Raw genomic sequence first — 18,820 nt, forward strand, 5'->3', positions numbered from 1 at the left:
GACTTTGTCGATTTCGTTCAACTTCTGAATGAACATGAGGTCAGGAGCCATCAAACAATTGCAGCAGCAAAGTGGTGTGGAGTTTGTCTTTGATGAACAGGTACTCCAGTTGGAGAAGATTCTAGTAAAAGAGATGGATGCCAATGCACAGCCATTACAAAACGTACTGAACCAACTGTTGTCAGGAACCGCTATTGAATATACGCAAAAAGGAAGACAGGCTGTACTGTTGTCCAAAAAGCAAGAGCCAGGGATTATATCTGGTCGGGTAGTGGACACCCTCGGCATGGCTCTTCCTGGCGCCACCATCAGAGTAGTGGAGCTAAATCAAAGTACAGGAACAGACAAGGACGGGAACTATTCCATTTCCGTGAAACCTGGAATATATACGGTCGAAGCGAGTTTTGTTTCCTACGAGAAACACGTAAAAAGCAATGTTACCGTAGCAGAGCGACAAAGCCTTTCACTGGATTTTGTTCTCACCGAAGCATTGGGCAATTTGGATGAGGTAATAGTAGTCGGCTATGGAATCCAAAAGCGTGAAAATCTCGCTGGGTCTGTAGTTGCGATCCAATCGGACGAGATCGTTCGTGCACCTGTGGCAAATATAACGAGTGCATTAGCTGGACGTTTGCCTGGACTTGTCAGTCTACAATCTAACGGTCGTCCGGGAAACGACCAAGCAACGCTTAGCATCCGCGGTTTTGGATCTCCGTTGATACTCATAGATGGCGTGGAGGGCGATATCAATACAGTGGACCCTAATGAAATCGCATCTATTTCTGTGCTGAAAGATGCTTCCGCGTCCATTTATGGTGCTAGGGCTGGAAATGGAGTTATTATGGTTACGACGAAAAGAGGTGTTATACAAGCGCCTTCCATTAACTTTAAATCCGTCTTCACCGCACAAGGAAATACTTTAATGCCCACTATGTCATCGTCTGGCCAATTGGCTGAAATATTGCGAGAGGGACATATCCAAAGTGGACAGCCAGTGGAGACAGCGCCTTATACGGAAGAAGAAATACAAAAGTTCTATGCAGGTACGGATCCGCAATACCCCAACACGGATTGGTTTAACTTGCTTGTTCGCGATTGGGCACCTCAACAGCAACACAATATTTCCGTACGGGGTGGAAGTGACAAGGTACGCTATTACGGATTGTTCGGATACCTTAACCAACAAACCGTGATGAAGCGCAGCGATGCGAGTTTTGAAAGGTTCAACTTGCGTTCTAACCTTGATGCCTACATTGCTAAAGGACTGAAGGCACGCGTGGATTTTTCCAGTATAATAAGAAACAACAAGTTCCCATACCGTGGCATGACCAGTAATTTCTTTGGTGATCTATGGAATACCTCTCCCGTTTATCCGGCAGCATTTCCCGATCCTTCAAAAATATCCTATGCTGGAGGTGGCGGTACTGGAGGTGCACATATCACCTCAGATAGGAGCCTGACGGGGTACAATGACGGGAAAGATCAAGACACACATTTTGTTTTGGACTTAACTTATGATTTTGATGGTTGGTTGCAAGGTCTGCAAGTACGTTCGCTGGTTGATTATTTACAAGGATATGGATCCAGTAAGCAGTTTCAGATTCCCGTTTCTTTTTATAACTACGATTACGCTGCAGATATTTATACGTTGGCTGGTAATTTCGGTACCAGTTCTAATCTTAATCTTGCTAGGACAAGCAATAGGCAGATTACAAGCCAGAGTTACCTAGGTTATAAAAAAATATTCAATCAGGTACATGATCTCCATGTGCTCGGCATCTATGAGGTCATTGATTATTTTAACGACCGCATAACGGCCGCCCGATCCAACTTTTTGACCTCGTCTATAGACGAAATGCTGGCTGGAAGCACCTCAGGGATGACTAATAGTGGCTCTACGGCCGAGATGGGACGTAAAAGTATTATTGGCCGGGTAAATTATACCTTGCTGAACAGGTATATTTTGGAGAGCAGCTTGCGAGTTGATGCATCGGCAAAATTTGCGCCAGAATCTAGATGGGGTTATTTCCCTGGCGTGTCATTGGCTTGGAAGATAAGCGATGAGCGGTTTTTGCAGTCGGTCAAAAACTTAGATATGATGAAACTGCGGCTCAGCTATGGAACATCGGGCAATGACGGTATCGGTAATTTCCAATATCTGGCTGGATATTCCATAACAGACCAAAATAGCGGAGGCAGTTATTTATTTGGCAATGATAAACTGCCTGGAATCGTTCCGAGAGGTCTGGCCAACGTCTCCCTTACCTGGGAAAGGCTCAAAACCTATAATGTAGGGTTGGACGTCTCCTTATGGAAGGAATTCCTCTATTTCAATTTAGATGCGTTTTATCGGCAAAGGGATGGCATTCCTGCCATACGTTCGAGCTCCTTGCCGGGCTCCTTTGGTGCAGTCATGCCTACTGAGAACTTAAACAGCAAGGATACCAGAGGATTTGATTTGATGTTGGCAAGCAATCATCGCGTAGGCGATTTTTCCTGGAATGTTGCTGCTAATATCTCTTGGTCAAGGTCTAAGTGGACAGCCTTTGATGAACCGAACTACAGCGATTTGGATCAAGAACGTATTAACAAACAAACTGGCCATTGGGACAACAGAACCTTCGGCTACCTCTCAGGTGGCTTGTTTACTAGCCAAGAAGAAATAGATCAATTGCCATATGATCAAGACCTGAGGGGCAACTCTACCTTGCGTCCTGGCGACGTGAAATATTTGGATGTAAATGGCGACGGTGAGATTACTTGGCGTGATCAGGTAGAGATAGGAAAAGGAAATTTCCCCATGTGGATGGGAGGGTTCAATGGCAGCGTCAAATATCGTTCGTTCGATTTGTCCTTTCTTTTTCAAGGAGCCTTTGGCTACAATATCTTTGCCAACGGCAGACAAGCGGGAATGGTTTCTACCTTCTTCTATGAAAACAGGTGGACCGAACAAAATAATGTGAGCGATGCACTTGTACCAAGGGTAGGCGGCGCGGCATCAAACGGATGGACTTCAACTTATAACCAAATAGATGCTAGTTACTTGCGTCTTAAGAATATCCATATTGGGTACACCTTTGATTCTAAAGTGTTACGCACCCAATACATTAACAATATAAGGCTTTTCTTTGCGGGAACCAATCTGTTTACTTGGAGCAAACTGAACAAGTATGATATAGACCCCGAGGCCCCCACAGGTATGGGAGGGTTGTATTATCCACAACAACGGACATTATCTGCTGGATTAGAGCTTACTTTTTAAGTATATAAACCATGAAAATGAATCAAAAACTTTGCAATTGTATGTACGAAAAGTTTAAGAACATAACATTTCTATATTTCATCATCCTCATGCTAGGCTCCTGTCAGAAAGATGTTTTGGACAAGATGCCTTTGGATGTTATTCCAGACCCAGTAGTTTGGAATGATCAAAAGCTGGTAGATGCTTATCTAACTGGTGGTTATGTAGGCACGACGGTATTTACCAATGAATCGGTAGATATCCAGAACATGTCGACTCCCTTTTTCACTATGTTTTATGTTAATAATGTGAGCGATGAGTCAAAAAGCACATCAAATTTTTCTGGAAATGCATATCAGTTTAAGACGAATGGTTTGACCATTCAAGGTGGGCTGATGGAATGGTGGGAAGCACCATATCGGGTCATCCGTTCGATGAACGATCTTATTGAACGACTTCCGCAAGCGGACTTTGAGGAAAGTTACAAACAGCAGCGTGTCGCTGAAGCACGTTTTATAAGAGCGTTTAACTATTTCTACATGGTGAAACGCTATGGTGGCGTTCCACTTATAACACGTGTACAGCAGTTGGATGAGCCAAATGAGGAGCTTATGGCCTCGCGCAATTTGGAAAAGGAGGTGTATGATTTTGTGCTGAGTGAAGCGATGGCCATCAGCGAAATATTGCCAAATAGCTACAGCGACGCCGATTGGGGACGGGCCACGAGATATGCCGCCCTTGCCTTGGCTTCGCGTGCAGCACTATATGCTGGAAGCATCGCCAAGTATGGTGAAATACAACTTGATGGAGTATTGGGCATAAATAGAGCAGAGGCCAATAGTTATTTTCAGCAATCGTTGGCGGCATCTAAAGCCATCATGGACAGCCAGCAGTTCCATCTTTACGAAGAAGGTACTAATAAGGCCACAAATTTTCGAAACCTGTTTCTCACAAAACGAAACATAGAAGTGATCTTTGCCAAGCAACATGATGGCAGCGACAAGGAAATAGGAGGTGCTGGTTGGTCTTATGATTATTTCCAATGCCCTTACCCAAATGGCTGGGCAAATGGTATACACGATGCGCCTTATTTGGAAATGGTAGAATCATATGAATATGTAGATGGAAGACCAGGCAAACTGACGGCCGAGATGTTGGACGGTAAGCTGTGGACAATGGAAGAGTTATGGGGAGATAAGGATCCTCGTTTTCATGCTACTTTTTATACCCAAGATACCAAGTGGCAAGGCAGGAATCTGGAATTCTATAATGGAATTCGTACGGAGGACGGTTCGCTCTTGACAACGGGCTCTTATCTAGGCGTACTAACAAATGGGGATCAAAAACCTACCCAGACGGGTTTTGGCGTACTCAAATACCTTGATGAAACAAAGGACAATGGAGACGGTTCGTCTGCCGGTATTTTCGGTTCCAAACAGGATTTTATCGTATTTCGCTATGGAGAGATTTTGTTGAACTTTGCCGAAGCGGCATATGAACTTGGTATGTCGGGCGAGGCACTTTTGGCATTGAATCAGATCCGAGAACGTGCAGGTATCGTGGCGCTGAGTCACATTGATATGGAGCGCATAAGAAACGAGCGCAAGGTGGAATTGGCTTTCGAAGGCCACCGCTATTGGGATCTGCGACGGTGGCGACTGGCAGAAGAATACCTCTCTGAAAACCTAAGTGGCATTAGGTATGTCCTGGACTTCCGGACGAAGAAGTTTGAAGTCAGCATACGTGAAAGGACGGACGGCAGTGTAACCCCTCCTATATTTGAAGGACATAATTATTATTTTCCTATTACCTTGGCAAGGACGGCCAGTAATCCCAATTTAGTGGAAAATCCAGGTTATCATTAGATTATTATCTTCATGAAAAGAAACATCAAATTTATTGTAGCCGCTATTGCCTTTCCTTTTTGTGTAAAGGAATGCTACGCGCAAAAATTTACTATCCCTATCTTTCCTGACACGCAAGTAGAAGTAGGCGATAGGCCTGAGATGTATTTCAGTCAAATAGATTGGATCATCAACAAGAAGGATTCCTTAAATATTCCCTTTGTACTTCATGTGGGTGATTTGGTAAACTTCGACAATTTCGAGCACTACGAAGTGGCTAGTCAGGGATTGGATAGATTAGATACCCATCGTATACCCTATGCCATAGCACTTGGTAATCATGATACAGAAGCTGTTGGTGAATACAGTGGGAGCGCCGCGCCTGGCAATGTCAATCAAAATCTGAGGAAAACCAATAAATTTAATGCCTATTTTCCTCCAAGTAGGTTTCTCAACCAGCGCGGCCGTTATGAAGCTGGTAAAAGTGATAATGCCTATTACACGTTTAAAGTTGGAAAGACGAATTGGTTGGTCATTAACCTGGAGTTTTGCCCTCGTCAAGGGCCTATCAATTGGGCAGGTGATATCGTGAAACAATATCATGCTTATAACGTAATTATCATCACGCATTATTACCTTACTCCACAAGGCGAGATAGCCAACAACAATGCTGGCTACGGTGATTTTAGTCCCAATGATATTTTCGAGAAACTTGTAAAGAAGTATGAAAATATCAAGTTCGTGCTGAGTGGTCATGTTGTGAGCTCTGCATATAAAATAGATAAGCTGGAAAACGGAAATACGGTGTATCAGATACTACAGGACTATCAGCACGAGGATTTCGGAGGTGGTTATCTAAGATTGTTGACCTTCGATATAGACAACTCAACGGTTTCAGCAGAGATGTATTCGCCTTATTACGATAAAACCAAGCAAGATTCTTCCAAATTCTCCATTGATGGTGTCAATTTTTTAAAAGTAAGAAATTAATTTCGTAGAAAACGATTCGTTTACCGATTCCAATCCCGATGGCATACAGCCGTCGGGATTTTTTACGTAAAGAAGGGCTCTAGCCTGGTAGCGTAACTGATAGTTTGCGTGGCTCTACACCAATAAACCTAGTAGGCCGCCTTCTTTGGGGCAAATAGCTGCCAAGTTTACACCAAACTTGCTATTAACAGAGATTAAACAGAGTATTGACAGTGGGTTGACAGAGGGTTAACATAGGTTATATCTAGGTTAACCCTCTGTCAAACCTATATAAAACCACTGTATATACTTTCTTAATAGTATATTTGGGGCGAAGTTGGTGTATGTGTATTCCTAACAGAATTGAACCTACTAATAAGTAGTTTGAATTGCCATATTACCGGGCTTTTTACTGAAGTGCTTTCGACTTATGCCGAAAAGTCCGATTCGACGCAAAGCTTGCTCAAGCAATAGACTTTCCAGAGCAACTCCATAAGGATATCTAGTAAGCCTTTTTCGTTAAGGGTTTCAATCCCGACGACAAAAGGTCGTCGGGATTGATTTTTTAACGTAAAAAATTAACCTTTTCATAATGTACTTTTTCCTTTTCCTTGTCTAAGTTTGGGATAATTTTGTTGGCGATGAAAGGGAAATCAACGGCAGAACAGGATCGTGTACTTGTATCCTTGCTAAGGCAGGGCAATGGTGATGCATTTGAACGTCTTGTAAGCCTTTATTCCCAGGATTTGTTAAAGCAAGCCTGTCGGCTGATTAAGGATGTGGAATTGGCGAAAGACCTAGTACAGGATGTTTTCCTTGATATTTGGGAGAAACACGATCAACTCGAGATCGAAACCGCGCTTTGGCCCTACCTGCAGTCCATGCTGAAACACCGTTTCCTGCGTCAGGTCTCTCGGCTAGATTTGCACCAACGTGCCATGGAGCATGTGGCACGGCAGATGGATCAACTGGAACATACCGTGTTGGACCTGATGGCTGTAGGAGATTTGCAGCAAAGCCTGTCCGAGATAGTCGATCAACTGCCCAATAACATGCGCGCTATTTTTGCCCTCAGGCAAGAGGACTATTCGCTGCGCGAGATTGCCCAGGCCCTAGGGCTAGCCGAGCAAACGGTAAAGAGCTACCACGCTGAACTGAACCGACGTATCAAGCTGGAATTATTGGCACGCCATCCCGACATCAGCCACTCCCTATTGCTGCTGCTTGTTTTGCGCTTCATGTAAACTTAACAATTTCTTGTCTTTTGCTTCATATACTTTTTGCGTTCCCACGTCCCTTTCATTGTGTAAAGCGACAGCAAAGTGGAAGGAACAAAGCTAAAAAGATTGATAGAACGCTACCGAAAAGGCAAGGCCAACGCAGCCGAGCGCTTAGTGGTAGACTGGTGGTACAGTTCCTTGCTGGAAAAAAGTGAGCAACATGAAGAACTAGCCGAGCAGGTAGACATGGTTGCTTTTCAGGAAGAGATTATCCAGCGGGCACATGAACGACCGAAAACAGTGGCATGGTATCGAAAAACTTGGCTGCGCCCCGTGGCCGCCGCGGGGCTATTCTGTTGTTTGTCACTTACCTGGCTGCTGCTACGGCATGACAATACTTCCCATCATCAGGCAGCGGATGCAACTTATACGGTAGTAGAGACCGGCATCAGGCAGGTAAAGCTACTCAAGTTGCCCGATAGCAGTATCGTCTATCTCAATGCCAATTCGCGCTTAAAAATACCTGCCGAATTCGATAAGACACATAGGGATCTTCAGTTGGAAGGAGAAGCTTTTTTTGAGGTGGCTTCTGATCCCTCTCTCCCTTTTCGCATAGCAGCAGATAGCCTACAGGTAGTGGTGCTAGGTACCAAGTTTAATGTGCAGTCCTACAAAAATTTGGATAATATCCGCGTGCAGGTTATCGAGGGAAGGGTGCAGGTGAACCGTGGAGCCAAGCAGTTGGCACTCTTGGGACAGCAGGAGCAAATGGAATACAATAGGCAAACGGAGCTTGCCTTTACAGGTCGGTCATCGGCCGTCCCTAACACATGGACAAGGGGTGTCTTGGTATTAGATCGGGCCAGCTTTGGTGAAGTGGGTCAGGCTATGTACAACCTTTATGGAATACAGCTTAGGAGCAGCGATAGTGCCGTGTTGAACAGAAAATACAATTTCACCATCCGTTCCATCAGAACGCTGGGGCAGACATTGGAACAATTAACCGAATTAATCAACAAACAGTACAAAAAGGAGGGAGACGAGATTATTCTCTATTAAAATTAAAGGAAATATTTTTTGAAACAGAACAGGCCATGCACAGTGCATGACCTGATCGAAAAATGGCTAAGGCAACAGATTAAGATTGGACCCTTATTACTGCCTTGTCCACATTGGTTTTTATTAACATAATTTATTCACCAATGCGCCAAACTTAGATAAATTCCTTCTGCTAAGCAATAAAAATTGCTTTGAATAGATGGGGAATTTATCGATATCTCCGCTGCTATTGAAAACTTTTTAAGCGGAAATGTAGTGAATATTGGCGCTATCGCAATACGATTAATGATGGATTTTTTACCGCATTGGAAGTGGTATATGAAAATTTCAAGTATACTTTTGGTCACTTTCGCCTTGACGGCACAGATGTTGCACGCAAGCTCAACAACGGCACAGGTTTTGGAACGGCGCGTCACCGCGGCCTACCACAACAAAAATTTGCACGATGTCATACTGGATATCCAGAAAAAGGCTATGGTGGACTTTGCCTTTACCACGGACCTGGGCCTAAGTCAAATAGAAGTGCGCCGAGCTCGTTTCTCCGACGATAAGTTGCAGGATGTGCTGCGCACGCTACTCGAAGGGAAAGGTCTGGGCTTTTTAGAAAAAGACGGAGTGGTACTGTTGTCCAGAAGTCAGCAGCTCGGCCGGGTCACCGGACAGGTTACCAACGAAAAAGGAGAACCTTTGCCTGGAGCAAGTGTCAAGGTGTTGGAAATCAATCGTATGGTAGCCGCTGACAAGGATGGAAGATACGATATAACCCTTGCTCCGGGCACTTATACGGTGGAAGTGCGCTTCGTTTCATTTGTGTCCCAGCGAAGGGATGTTGTGCGTGTAGAGGAAAGAAAAACAACCTCCGTTGATATCGTACTGAAAGAAGCGATGGATTCGCTAAATGAAGTAGTAGTAACCGCATTGGGCATAAAAAGAGCGGAAAAGTCACTAGGATATGCCACCATGTCATTGGCTAACAAGGAATTAACGGATGTAAGGACAAACAATTGGGTAAATGCATTGAGCGGAAAAGTAGCTGGACTTACAATAACTGGAGCTGGAACGGGGCCGATGGGTTCATCCCGTATCACGCTTCGTGGCGAGAATTCGTTGAATCTGAACAACAACCAGGCTTTAATCGTAGTAGACGGCGTGCCCATAAGTACTCGGTTGGTCAGTACAGGATTCAGTTCCCATCTTTCTGACGACAACCCCGTAGACTATGGGTCGCATGCTTCGGACATCAATCCTGAGGATGTTGAAAGCATCAACATATTGAAAGGGCCAGCGGCAGCGGCATTATACGGTACAAGGGCTGCGGCTGGGGCGATCATCATAACTACCAAATCGGGCAAGAAAACGGATGGCCTAGGTATCACTTACAATCTGAACACAAGTATTGATCAGATCAACCGTTGGCCAGATTATCAGTTTGAGTATGGAGAGGGCCGAACACAGGAGTATTATTCCTAAGGCGATAGTCCGGATGGGGCAAATACAAGTATGGCAGCAGGAGGAGGCCGCTCATGGGGGCCTAAATATGCCGGTCAGATGTACTTTCAGTATAATCCCGATGCTCCAGATGGTATGCCTACCGAACGTACACTGTGGCAACCCTATAGTGACGCTTACTCCGGATATTTCCGGACTGGCAGCAACATCAGCAACAATGTGTCCATCATGGGCGGTAATGATAACGGAAATGCGAGGTTGTCCTTTACCCATTTGAAAAATGAGTGGATTATTCCCAATACGGGGTTTGAAAGGTTTAATGTTTCCCTCTCGGCATCGCAAAAGATAGCAGACAAGTTGACTATTTCCGGAAATGTAAACTATAATAACAAAAGCAGCGACAACCTACCTGCCGCCGGATATAACAACCAGACATTGATGTATTTCCTGATTATCGGGACGACAACGAATGTCAGACCCGAATGGCACAGGAAATATTGGGAAGATGGATTGGAAGACGTTCAACAGAGGCGTCCTTTCTATCAAGGACCAGACAACCCATACTTGGCCATGTATGAAATGTTGAACAAGCTCAGTAAAAATGGTACGTTCGGGAATATATCGGCAAATTACAAGTTCAATGATCATTTGGACCTCACGATCAGAACTGCCTTGGACATATCCTATGAAAAACGGTCGCAACAAAGACCTTTCAGCATGACAAAGTTTCCACGGGGTATGTATCGTACGCAGGATATATTCATGTACGAAAATAACAATGACGCGTTATTGTCTTACAAGAATGAATCTCAAGATTGGCGATATAGCCTTTCTGTTGGCGGAAACCTAATGACACAGTCTTATGATTTCGACGGCATGTATGCCGATCAATTGAATCAACCAGGTATATATCAAATATCGAACAGCCTTGATCCAGCAGTTGCAGATCCGCAACGTTATGTTAAATCTATCAATAGCGTCTACGGAATGGGGCAGATATCCTATAAAGATCGGGTTTTTGTAGATGTCACGGGAAGAAACGATTGGTCCAGTACCCTGCCCAAGCACAATAATTCGTTTTTCTATCCTTCGGTAAATACAAGCTTAATTTTGAGTGAAATGCTTGATTTGGGCAAATTGGACTATGCCAAACTGCGCTTGTCTTGGGCACAGGTAGGAAATGATACAGACCCCTATCAAACCAGTAAGTACTACAACAGCATATATGGCAATGGTTTTACCAACCCAAGCACTTTGTACAACGCGGATCTCAAGCCCGAAATAACGACAAGTTATGAAGTGGGTACGGAAATCAGGTTTTGGCAAAGTCGAGTAATCGCCGATGTCACCGTATACAGCAATAACAGCAAGAATCAAATCATTGCCATTCCCATAGACCCAACCGCTAGCTATGCTAGCAAGATGGTCAATGCCGGACTGATCAATAGCCGGGGTTTGGAAATAAGTTCTACCATTAAGCCATTGATAGGCAAATTTAAGTGGGAAACGACGCTTACTTGGTCTGCCAATAGAAGTTATGTTCGCGAGCTCGCCCCAAGGGTGGATAGCCAGATTATCTTTTCGAGGGGAGATGATGTGTCCATTGAAGCTAGGGTTGGAGGCAGAATGGGAGATATATATGGCAAGGGCTTTGAACGTTCGCCCGATGGACAGATCGTCTATTCGTCCGCGGGTGTACCCGCGCCTTTGGATCCCATAGCCAAAAAATGGGGGAATGTATTCCCTGATTGGAAAGCGGGTTGGTCGAATACTTTCGGCTACAAAGAGTTTAGATTTAGCGTACTCCTGGATGGACAAAAAGGAGGTAAAATATATTCGCTGACAAATCACAAAAACAATGAATTTGGTAATACCAAAGTGACACTACCAGGTCGCGAGGAAGGAATAATTGGCGAAGGAGTCGTGAAATTGGCAGACGGATCCTATATACCCAATACAAATCGGGTGGACGCCCGTCCATATTATGAGCAATACTATGCGAGGGCCAATGCCGAAACCAATATTTTTGATGCCTCCTTTTTAAAAATAAGGGAAGCGAGGTTGGAATATCTTTTCCCAAACAAACTGTGGAAAGGAGCTAAAATCAGGAACGTGAAACTTGCTTTTTACGGAAGAGACCTTTTCAATTTCACGAGTTTCCCGGCTTTTGATCCCGAAGGGGGCAATTTGGACAATGCGACATTGACACCGGGCGTCGAGTTGGGGCAATATCCTTCTACTAGAAATATAGGCTTCAACCTAACCTGCAACTTTTAAAACATGGAAAAGAACATTAAATATTATAAAACGAAATTACTGCTTTGTTTTTCGTTGGTTTGTATTTTGCTCGTTACATCTTGTACGAAAGATTTCGAGGTATTGAACGAGGATCCCATTAGACCGGGCAAGGTAAACCCCGGCAATATGCTTGGGCAACTCGAATATCGATTGGTCAATTCTACTATTTCCACTTCTAAGCAGTTCACACACGAATTGATGCAGGTGACTGCGCCCAGAGAGAGTGCCAGCGGGGGGATACATCGATATGAGGTGTTGCCAGGCAACGGTTCGGCGGTATGGAATGATCTTTATGCGCGTATGGCGGATCTTTATGATCTGGAAAGTATCGCCAAGGACGAACATCCCAATTATACAGCTATCGCTATGATACTCAAGGCATGGGCATTCTCCATTCTCACAGATGCGTTTGGTCCCGCTCCCTTTTCAGAAGCAGCCAGGGCTGAAGAAAATATCGTAGCACCTGCCTTTGATCAACAAAAGGAAATCTACCTTGGACTATTGGAAATGCTTGATCAGGCCAATTTACTCATTAATGAGGAAGATGGATTGCCCTTTAGCGGTGATATTATTTATGGCTCTGATCAGGCATCCATGTTGAAATGGCGGAAACTGGCTAATTCGTTGAGATTGAGATTGCTCCTGCGTATAATTAATCGGGATGGAGAAGTGGCCGTAAGTAGTGAAATAGAGCGAATGCTGAGCGATAAACAGACTTTCCCTGTGTTTGAATCCAACCAGGATGAGGCAATATTGAAGTATACGGGAGTCTATCCATATTACAACCCTTATTACAATGCTCGCACCCTAGATTGGCGACAGGGCGATTATTACACTTCCTTTTTCCTGGATAAGATGCTCTCTACGGGAGATCCCCGACTGACCGTTTGGGCTACTACGGTCAATGAAGACGGAAAGCTGATCTACAGGGGAATACAAAGTGGTTACACATCGGACGTGGCCTATACGGTCGACAGGAATTCGAGTTACAACGATAATTTAAAAACCACGCCTATATTGGGTATTATCATGACTTATGCAGAGCTGGAATTTATAAAGGCAGAGTTGGCTTTGAGAGGTTTTAATACAGGAGGCTCCGCACAACACCATTATGAAATGGGGATAAAGGGTTCTATGAGCCAGTGGCAAGTTAGTGTAGGCCAATCTTTTGTAGAGCAAGATGGCATTCGTTATGACGAGACGGCAAGCTTTGAAAATCAATTGGAACAGATTATAACACAGAAGTATTATGCTTATTTCTTTATGGACATGCAATCTTGGTTTGAGAAAAGGAGAACGGGATATCCTATCTTGCCGAGAGGACAAGGTATCCCTGTGGAGAATACGTTCCCCTCAAGATTGGTATATCCCACCTATTTACAATCGCTTAATGCTTCCAATTTGCGGCAAGCTATCGAATCGTTAGGTGGATCGGACAACAGCTCAGTTCAGGGTTGGTGGGAGAAAAGATAAAAATTGAATAAATATGGAAATAAAAAATTGTATAGTGGCAGTTTGTTTTCTCTGCATCCCTTTTGCGCTAAAGGCGCAAGTTCGCAACGTGGAGGAAATCACTGTGTCAGAAGCGAAACAAGGAGTGGCGGTGGATAGTCAGTACTTCTATGTGGTTAATAATAGCGATATTACCAAACACAGAAAAGACTCAGGTCTTCAGGTTGCGAAATGGAACGGAGAGTCTTACGGTGTGAAGCATTTAAATGGAGGTGTAGTGATCGGTAACAGGCTCTATTGCACGAACTCCAACTATCCTAAGGTGCCGATGACGAGCTCTATCGAAATCTTTGATACAGATTCCCTTTCCCATGTGGACAGTCACAGCATAGGGATAGATTATGGCTCTTTGACTTCTATAGACTTTAAGGACAATTCTTGGTGGGCGGTTTTTGCTCACTATAACAATGATGACGACTATAGAAGCAACAAATGGACAAGTTTAGTGAAATTTACGGAAGACTGGATAAAGACGGCGGCTTGGGTATTTCCAGATACGTTGATCAAACAGTTTGGTGATATGAGCTGTTCTGGGGCTCTTTGGGGAACCGATGGGAACCTATATTTGACGGGACATGACCTCAAGGAGATGTATGTTCTTCAGATACCCAAAATTGGCTCGACGCTGGACTTGCTGAGGATAATTGACGTTCCTTTGCCTGGCCAGGGGATAGCTTTGGATAAGTCGGTTGTACCGAATGTATTCTATGGGATAAATCGGGCCAGAAGGCAAGTGATTAGATTCAGTTTGGATGAAGCAGCTATCATGAAATGAATCAACCAGAAAATTCAAAAGACTGCTTTTATGCTTAAAATGAGTGATTTGCCAATAGATGCAAGGTACACTAGGACTACCCGCATGTATCTTACAAGTCAAGACGGTCGTATTGACTTCGTAAATCTTATAGGTGCTACAAATGTATTTGGTGGCACCTATCGGGAAGATAACCTATATTTTCCAATTGCTATACAAGAGCTGCAGCGTAATCCTTCTTTAAATAAATCGCCACTTTAAGTCTTCATATTTTGATTAATTTAGCGCATTTTTACCTGAATAAACGCCAAACCCTTGCCGTAACTTTTCACTTGAGAAAAGTTACGGCATGTGTTAGCATGTTGAGTATTGATTTTTGGACAGCGCCGTAATTTGTTTTGGAGTTTATATTATTTTTGAATAATGGCTTTCAGACCACCATTTGTCAAATTCAATGCAATTATCTAAGTACTGAATAAATAAAATGGACAGAAGGAAATTTTTAGGAGCTACCACACTCGTATCTACTGGTGTAATTGCGATGTCGGTGGGCAACAAGACCATTCCGCAATATGTTGTTGACGCAAACTATTCGCTTACTAACAACCAAATTCGCTTTTACGACAGGGCATTTTCCAAGTCGGCGAGGGTCATTTTTATAGCAGATACCCATCTTTGGCAAAGTGATGAACGGGAGGAACCTTATCGCAAATATAGCAGTCGGATGGCTCAAGCATACAACCAAACGGTGCATTTCCAGACAGGTAATCCGACCTCTCCGATGGCCGCATTTGAAGAGACGCTTCAATATGCAGTAAGGGAGAAAGCAGATTTGCTGGTGTTGGGGGGTGATATCTTCAGTTATCCGTCCGAGGCGGCCATAGATTGGGTCTGTGGTAAGTTGGAGCTTGCTGGAATTCCCTTTGTGTATACCGCGGGAAACCACGACTGGCACTATGAGGGAATGGAGGGAAGTATAGACCAGTTGCGCAAAAAATGGTCACAGCGTAGGCTCCGCCCGCTTTATGGTCCCCACGACCCGCTAATGGCTTGTTTGGACCTAAACGGGATTCGTTTCATTGTCATCGACAACTCAACGTATGGTATTTTGCCTGAACAACTGGCTTTTTTTAATGAAAAGTCACAGGTGGCAATGCCAATAGTCCTGGTTCTACATATTCCCTTGTATGCACAAGGTAGAGAGGTTGCCTTTGGATGTGGCCACCCCGATTGGCGAGCGGCAACCGACAAGTTGTACGAGATAGAAAGAAGGCCGCGATGGCCTGTGGAGGGACATACGAAAACAACGATGGAATTTAGAGCTAAAGTGTTTGCCACATCCAATATGTTGGCGATATTTGCCGGCCATATTCATGCGCCTTCGTTGGATCTAGTCAGTGGTGTCCCCCAATTTGTTGCTCCACCCAATTTAAATGGTGGCTTTTTAGATATTCATTTTCTTGAGAATATCCATGACAAGCTATAGAATAATATTAGCCCTACTTACAATCCTACAGGTCAAAATGTACCATCTTGACTTCGTCAATCTTAATAGCTAATACTTTCTGTTAGTGATGAGGAAAGGAACACTGTTGGATCAATTCAAATAAGTGGCGTTCAGTAGATCATTATGTCCCCAACTCTTTTTGAGTATGTTAATTGTTTTTTCTTTTTATCAGCATTGGTATTGCTTTTATGTATAGCAGTTCAAAGAAAATTTCAACGATGGTTTGAGTTACTATGACCACCGCTACCAACTGGTTTTGTGGGGTAGGCAAAGAAAGGGCAAGTGGTAATACCACCAATGAGTTTCTTGTGCTTGTTGAAAATGCCACGGCTCTAGCGCTATAAAAATTGACTTTAAACATTCTTGCAGAGAGCAGGCCAATCAGGGGAGCGCATAAGGCAAATGCAATATAGATCGGCAAAACAGTAAAAATCGGTTCGGGGTTGTTGTGCAATGTCGAAATTTGTGAAGCAATAACTACAAAAAACGTAAATGCCATAAATGGGACAGGCAGCCAACCTGAAAAGTCCATCAGTGCTTTTCCCGTTTTGCTGTTTGACGTCGAAGCCATTTGCGTAACGATTGAAAGTAGAAAAGGAATAGCAATCAAAAAAGCAAATGCTTTTATAAACGGAGTTACCTCAATGATGCCGATGGTTTCTTTTCCCAGAAATATCCATAGGAACAGAGGTAATAAAAGCATCTGAAAAATGAACAATAAAGGGGTAGCCGCCAAAACCGCTTGAGAATCTCCTTTTCCCAAATGCGAGAAAACGATGACATAGTCAATACAAGGAGTAAGCAATACTAAAAGAACGCCGATGCTTATTACAGGACTTATGGGAAATAGGTTTACCAAAAGCCAGACAAAGAGGGGTATTAGGATAAAATTCCCGACTAAAAGTGCCTTGAAAAACGAACGGTTTTGAAATGCTTTTTTAAGTTCTAAAAAGGGAATTTGGCAAAACATACTGTAAAGTAAAATGCCGATGATGGGTTCAATGGCATATTCAAGTACGTTACTGTTGTTCCAGTTCAAACCAATAATGACACTTATCAGGAGCGTGACTATGTAAATGCCTATCTGTTTTTCTTCGAGCCAAACTTTCGCTAGGGGCATATCCTGTCTTGTTCATCGTTTTATGTTTCCTACTCGCAGCAGCAAAGGAAACGTAACTTCTTTTATTTCTTCTTTATTCCAGTATTTTCCGATTTCGTCCTGTAACTCATCAATCGGGTTGTATCCGTTCTGTTTAATAAAGTGTTTTACGGCCGACCAGGTATTCAAGTAACCGATCAAATGATCCAGGGTCCAAGGTAGCTTATTGGCGAAATTGGGTGTTTGGATTTCTTCAAACGGGAATGGAATGGTAGCGTAGTTTTCGTCAATGTATTTTCGTTCTTTGTCCCAATACATCCCGATGACGTTTTCGTAGAAGTCTGCAATGATTTGATCAATAAGGTCGGAAATTTCTATTCTTCCGTAACCGACAACGCAGATCAAAGCATGTTCCCGAGCCGTCCGCCTCACTTCTGAATAAAATTGCTCAAAGTCGAACCAATGGATGGCTTGTGCAATGACGATTAAGTCAAAAAACTGGTTTTCAAAATCGGTCTTTTCAGCTGGCTGGACGGTATAAGTGATATTGTCTGCCCGTAAGGCATTATTGATTTGTGGCTGGCTAATGTCTGTAGCAAAAACCTTGTCGAAAGTCTCTGCCAGCCTAATCGCGACCTGTCCGTTCCCTGTTCCGCAGTCCCAGGCATTTTGTTTGGTGGGAACAAGCGAATTTAAATAGTCAAAAAATTCGCTTGGATAAGTCGGGCGATATTTAGCGTATTTGTCTGACTGTGCAGAAAAATTGTCTTTCATAACGCTACAGAATTTTTTTAACGAAAGCCCGCCCCATGCTGCAGATAAACTAATAACGACACATTTTTCTGAATGCGTTATCCCAGCTTCTGTGTGAAGAATTCTACCGTACGCTTCCACGCAAGTGTTGCCGCCTCCTTATCATAACGCGGTGTTGTATCATTGTGGGAACCATGGTTGGTGCCCGGGTAATGATATGCCGTGTATTCCTTGTTGTTGCTTTTGAGCGCCTCTTCATAAGCGGGCCACCCCGCGTTCACATTGGTGTCGTGCTCGGCAAAATGAAACTGGAGAGGTGCTTTGATGTTGGGGACTTCTTCTACAGGAGCCTGTGCCCCGTAAAAAGGCACGGCAGCGGCCAAGCCGGGGATCCGGACAGCCATCATATTGGAAATCCACCCGCCAAAACAAAAACCCACTACGCCCACTTTACCATTGCAAAATTCATTTTTTTGCAGGAAATCGAACCCTGCAATGAAATCTTCCAGCATCTCGTTTCTGTCGCGCTTGCTTTGCAAGGCGCGTCCATCGTCATCATTGCCAGGATAACCGCCCAATGGACTTAGCGCATCCGGTGCCAAACTGACAAAGCCCGCTAATGCTGCTCGTCTTGCTACATCTTCTATATGTGGATTCAAGCCCCTATTTTCATGGACTACTACTATTTCGCCTAGTTTTTTCTGGTTTCCTTTGGGCATACATAAGAGTGCCTTGATCGTGCCACCGCCTTTTGGCGAAGGATAATGGATGTATTTCGTTTCTATATTCGGATCATCCGCTTTCACTTGGATGGCTCCTTTATAATCAGGTGTCAAAAAACTCATCAGCGAGGATACCGTCAATCCTCCTACGGCATAAAGAGAAAGCTTCTGCATAAAGTCCCTCCGTGATAAGCGATCGTGTGCGTAGTCATTATACAGGTCAAAAACTTCCTGCTTGATATCTTCTTTTCTTAGGTTTTGCATAGCCATTAGTGGTTTATAGCGTGAAAGTTTAAAAATACTGGCCTAAAATACGCATCTTAACGGAATAAAGCGATCGAAAACAGTCTCTTTTGTTGTGAAAAGATGCTGAAGAACCGCATTTTTGGGTTC

13 protein-coding genes are annotated in these 18,820 nt (G+C 43.8%); 10 read left to right on the top strand and 3 right to left on the bottom strand.

The features are described from left to right. Positions 1 to 34: 34 nt before the first annotated feature. The 10 genes from A37S_RS24035 to A37S_RS0108535 all read left to right on the top strand — a co-directional run bounded on the left by A37S_RS24035 (position 35) and on the right by A37S_RS0108535 (position 15,832). Positions 35 to 3,262 (top strand): SusC/RagA family TonB-linked outer membrane protein, encoded by a 3,228-nt coding sequence (locus tag A37S_RS24035; RefSeq protein ID WP_211229745.1) that lies wholly within the window; start codon positions 35 to 37, stop codon positions 3,260 to 3,262. Positions 3,263 to 3,303: 41 nt separating this feature from the next. Continuing rightward, positions 3,304 to 5,106 carry a RagB/SusD family nutrient uptake outer membrane protein gene (locus A37S_RS0108495; protein ID WP_036601844.1) on the top strand — a complete coding sequence of 601 codons (1,803 nt, stop codon included), beginning with the start codon at positions 3,304 to 3,306 and terminating at the stop codon, positions 5,104 to 5,106. A 12-nt stretch (positions 5,107 to 5,118) separates the two neighbouring features. Further along, entirely contained in the window at positions 5,119 to 6,075 is a 957-nt protein-coding gene (locus tag A37S_RS0108500; RefSeq protein WP_084163816.1) for a metallophosphoesterase, read from the top strand. Between the two features lie 620 nt (positions 6,076 to 6,695). Next, positions 6,696 to 7,298: an RNA polymerase sigma factor gene (locus A37S_RS24040; protein WP_051292879.1), complete on the top strand. Its 603-nt coding sequence runs from the start codon at positions 6,696 to 6,698 to the stop codon at positions 7,296 to 7,298. Positions 7,299 to 7,376: 78 nt separating this feature from the next. After that, positions 7,377 to 8,333 (top strand): FecR family protein, encoded by a 957-nt coding sequence (locus tag A37S_RS26180; protein ID WP_051292881.1) that lies wholly within the window; start codon positions 7,377 to 7,379, stop codon positions 8,331 to 8,333. A 318-nt stretch (positions 8,334 to 8,651) separates the two neighbouring features. Further along, positions 8,652 to 9,803, top strand: coding sequence for a carboxypeptidase regulatory-like domain-containing protein (locus tag A37S_RS27070; RefSeq protein ID WP_169719465.1), 1,152 nt, complete (start codon positions 8,652 to 8,654; stop codon positions 9,801 to 9,803). 30 nt (positions 9,804 to 9,833) lie between these two features. Next, positions 9,834 to 12,059, top strand: a complete 2,226-nt coding sequence (locus tag A37S_RS24050) for a TonB-dependent receptor domain-containing protein (protein WP_157278519.1) — start codon at positions 9,834 to 9,836, stop codon at positions 12,057 to 12,059. 3 nt (positions 12,060 to 12,062) lie between these two features. Beyond that, the gene (locus A37S_RS0108520) at positions 12,063 to 13,553 is read left to right on the top strand and encodes a SusD/RagB family nutrient-binding outer membrane lipoprotein (protein WP_084163817.1); all 1,491 of its coding nucleotides are present in this window, start codon (positions 12,063 to 12,065) and stop codon (positions 13,551 to 13,553) included. A 13-nt stretch (positions 13,554 to 13,566) separates the two neighbouring features. After that, positions 13,567 to 14,367, top strand: coding sequence for a hypothetical protein (locus A37S_RS0108525; protein ID WP_028296628.1), 801 nt, complete (start codon positions 13,567 to 13,569; stop codon positions 14,365 to 14,367). A 463-nt stretch (positions 14,368 to 14,830) separates the two neighbouring features. Then, entirely contained in the window at positions 14,831 to 15,832 is a 1,002-nt protein-coding gene (locus A37S_RS0108535) for a metallophosphoesterase family protein (RefSeq protein ID WP_028296629.1), read from the top strand. 169 nt (positions 15,833 to 16,001) lie between these two features. Here A37S_RS0108535 and A37S_RS0108540 read toward each other — a convergent pair whose 3' ends face one another. The 3 genes from A37S_RS0108540 to A37S_RS0108550 form a co-directional block, all read right to left on the bottom strand. Next, complete coding sequence (locus tag A37S_RS0108540; protein ID WP_211229746.1) at positions 16,002 to 16,892, bottom strand: arsenic resistance protein; 891 nt, start codon at positions 16,890 to 16,892, stop codon at positions 16,002 to 16,004. Positions 16,893 to 16,985: 93 nt separating this feature from the next. Further along, complete coding sequence (locus A37S_RS0108545) at positions 16,986 to 17,726, bottom strand: class I SAM-dependent methyltransferase (protein ID WP_028296631.1); 741 nt, start codon at positions 17,724 to 17,726, stop codon at positions 16,986 to 16,988. 77 nt (positions 17,727 to 17,803) lie between these two features. Further along, a complete protein-coding gene (locus A37S_RS0108550; protein WP_028296632.1) occupies positions 17,804 to 18,691 on the bottom strand; it encodes a dienelactone hydrolase family protein in 888 nt (295 codons plus the stop codon). Positions 18,692 to 18,820 lie beyond the last annotated feature (129 nt).

The organism is Olivibacter sitiensis DSM 17696 (genome assembly GCF_000427965.1).
Taxonomy (GTDB): Bacteria; Bacteroidota; Bacteroidia; order Sphingobacteriales; family Sphingobacteriaceae; genus Olivibacter; species Olivibacter sitiensis.

Excerpts from the sequence above, each read along its gene's own strand:
- A37S_RS24035 (WP_211229745.1), top strand. The coding sequence starts at position 35 with ATGAGGTCAGGAGCCATCAAACAATTGCAGCAGCAAAGTGGTGTGGAG.
- A37S_RS0108495 (WP_036601844.1), top strand. The coding sequence starts at position 3,304 with ATGTACGAAAAGTTTAAGAACATAACATTTCTATATTTCATCATCCTC.
- A37S_RS0108500 (WP_084163816.1), top strand. The coding sequence starts at position 5,119 with ATGAAAAGAAACATCAAATTTATTGTAGCCGCTATTGCCTTTCCTTTT.
- A37S_RS24040 (WP_051292879.1), top strand. The coding sequence starts at position 6,696 with ATGAAAGGGAAATCAACGGCAGAACAGGATCGTGTACTTGTATCCTTG.
- A37S_RS27070 (WP_169719465.1), top strand. The coding sequence starts at position 8,652 with ATGAAAATTTCAAGTATACTTTTGGTCACTTTCGCCTTGACGGCACAG.
- A37S_RS24050 (WP_157278519.1), top strand. The coding sequence starts at position 9,834 with ATGGCAGCAGGAGGAGGCCGCTCATGGGGGCCTAAATATGCCGGTCAG.
- A37S_RS0108520 (WP_084163817.1), top strand. The coding sequence starts at position 12,063 with ATGGAAAAGAACATTAAATATTATAAAACGAAATTACTGCTTTGTTTT.
- A37S_RS0108525 (WP_028296628.1), top strand. The coding sequence starts at position 13,567 with ATGGAAATAAAAAATTGTATAGTGGCAGTTTGTTTTCTCTGCATCCCT.
- A37S_RS0108535 (WP_028296629.1), top strand. The coding sequence starts at position 14,831 with ATGGACAGAAGGAAATTTTTAGGAGCTACCACACTCGTATCTACTGGT.
- A37S_RS0108545 (WP_028296631.1), bottom strand. The coding sequence starts at position 17,726 with ATGAAAGACAATTTTTCTGCACAGTCAGACAAATACGCTAAATATCGC.
- A37S_RS0108550 (WP_028296632.1), bottom strand. The coding sequence starts at position 18,691 with ATGCAAAACCTAAGAAAAGAAGATATCAAGCAGGAAGTTTTTGACCTG.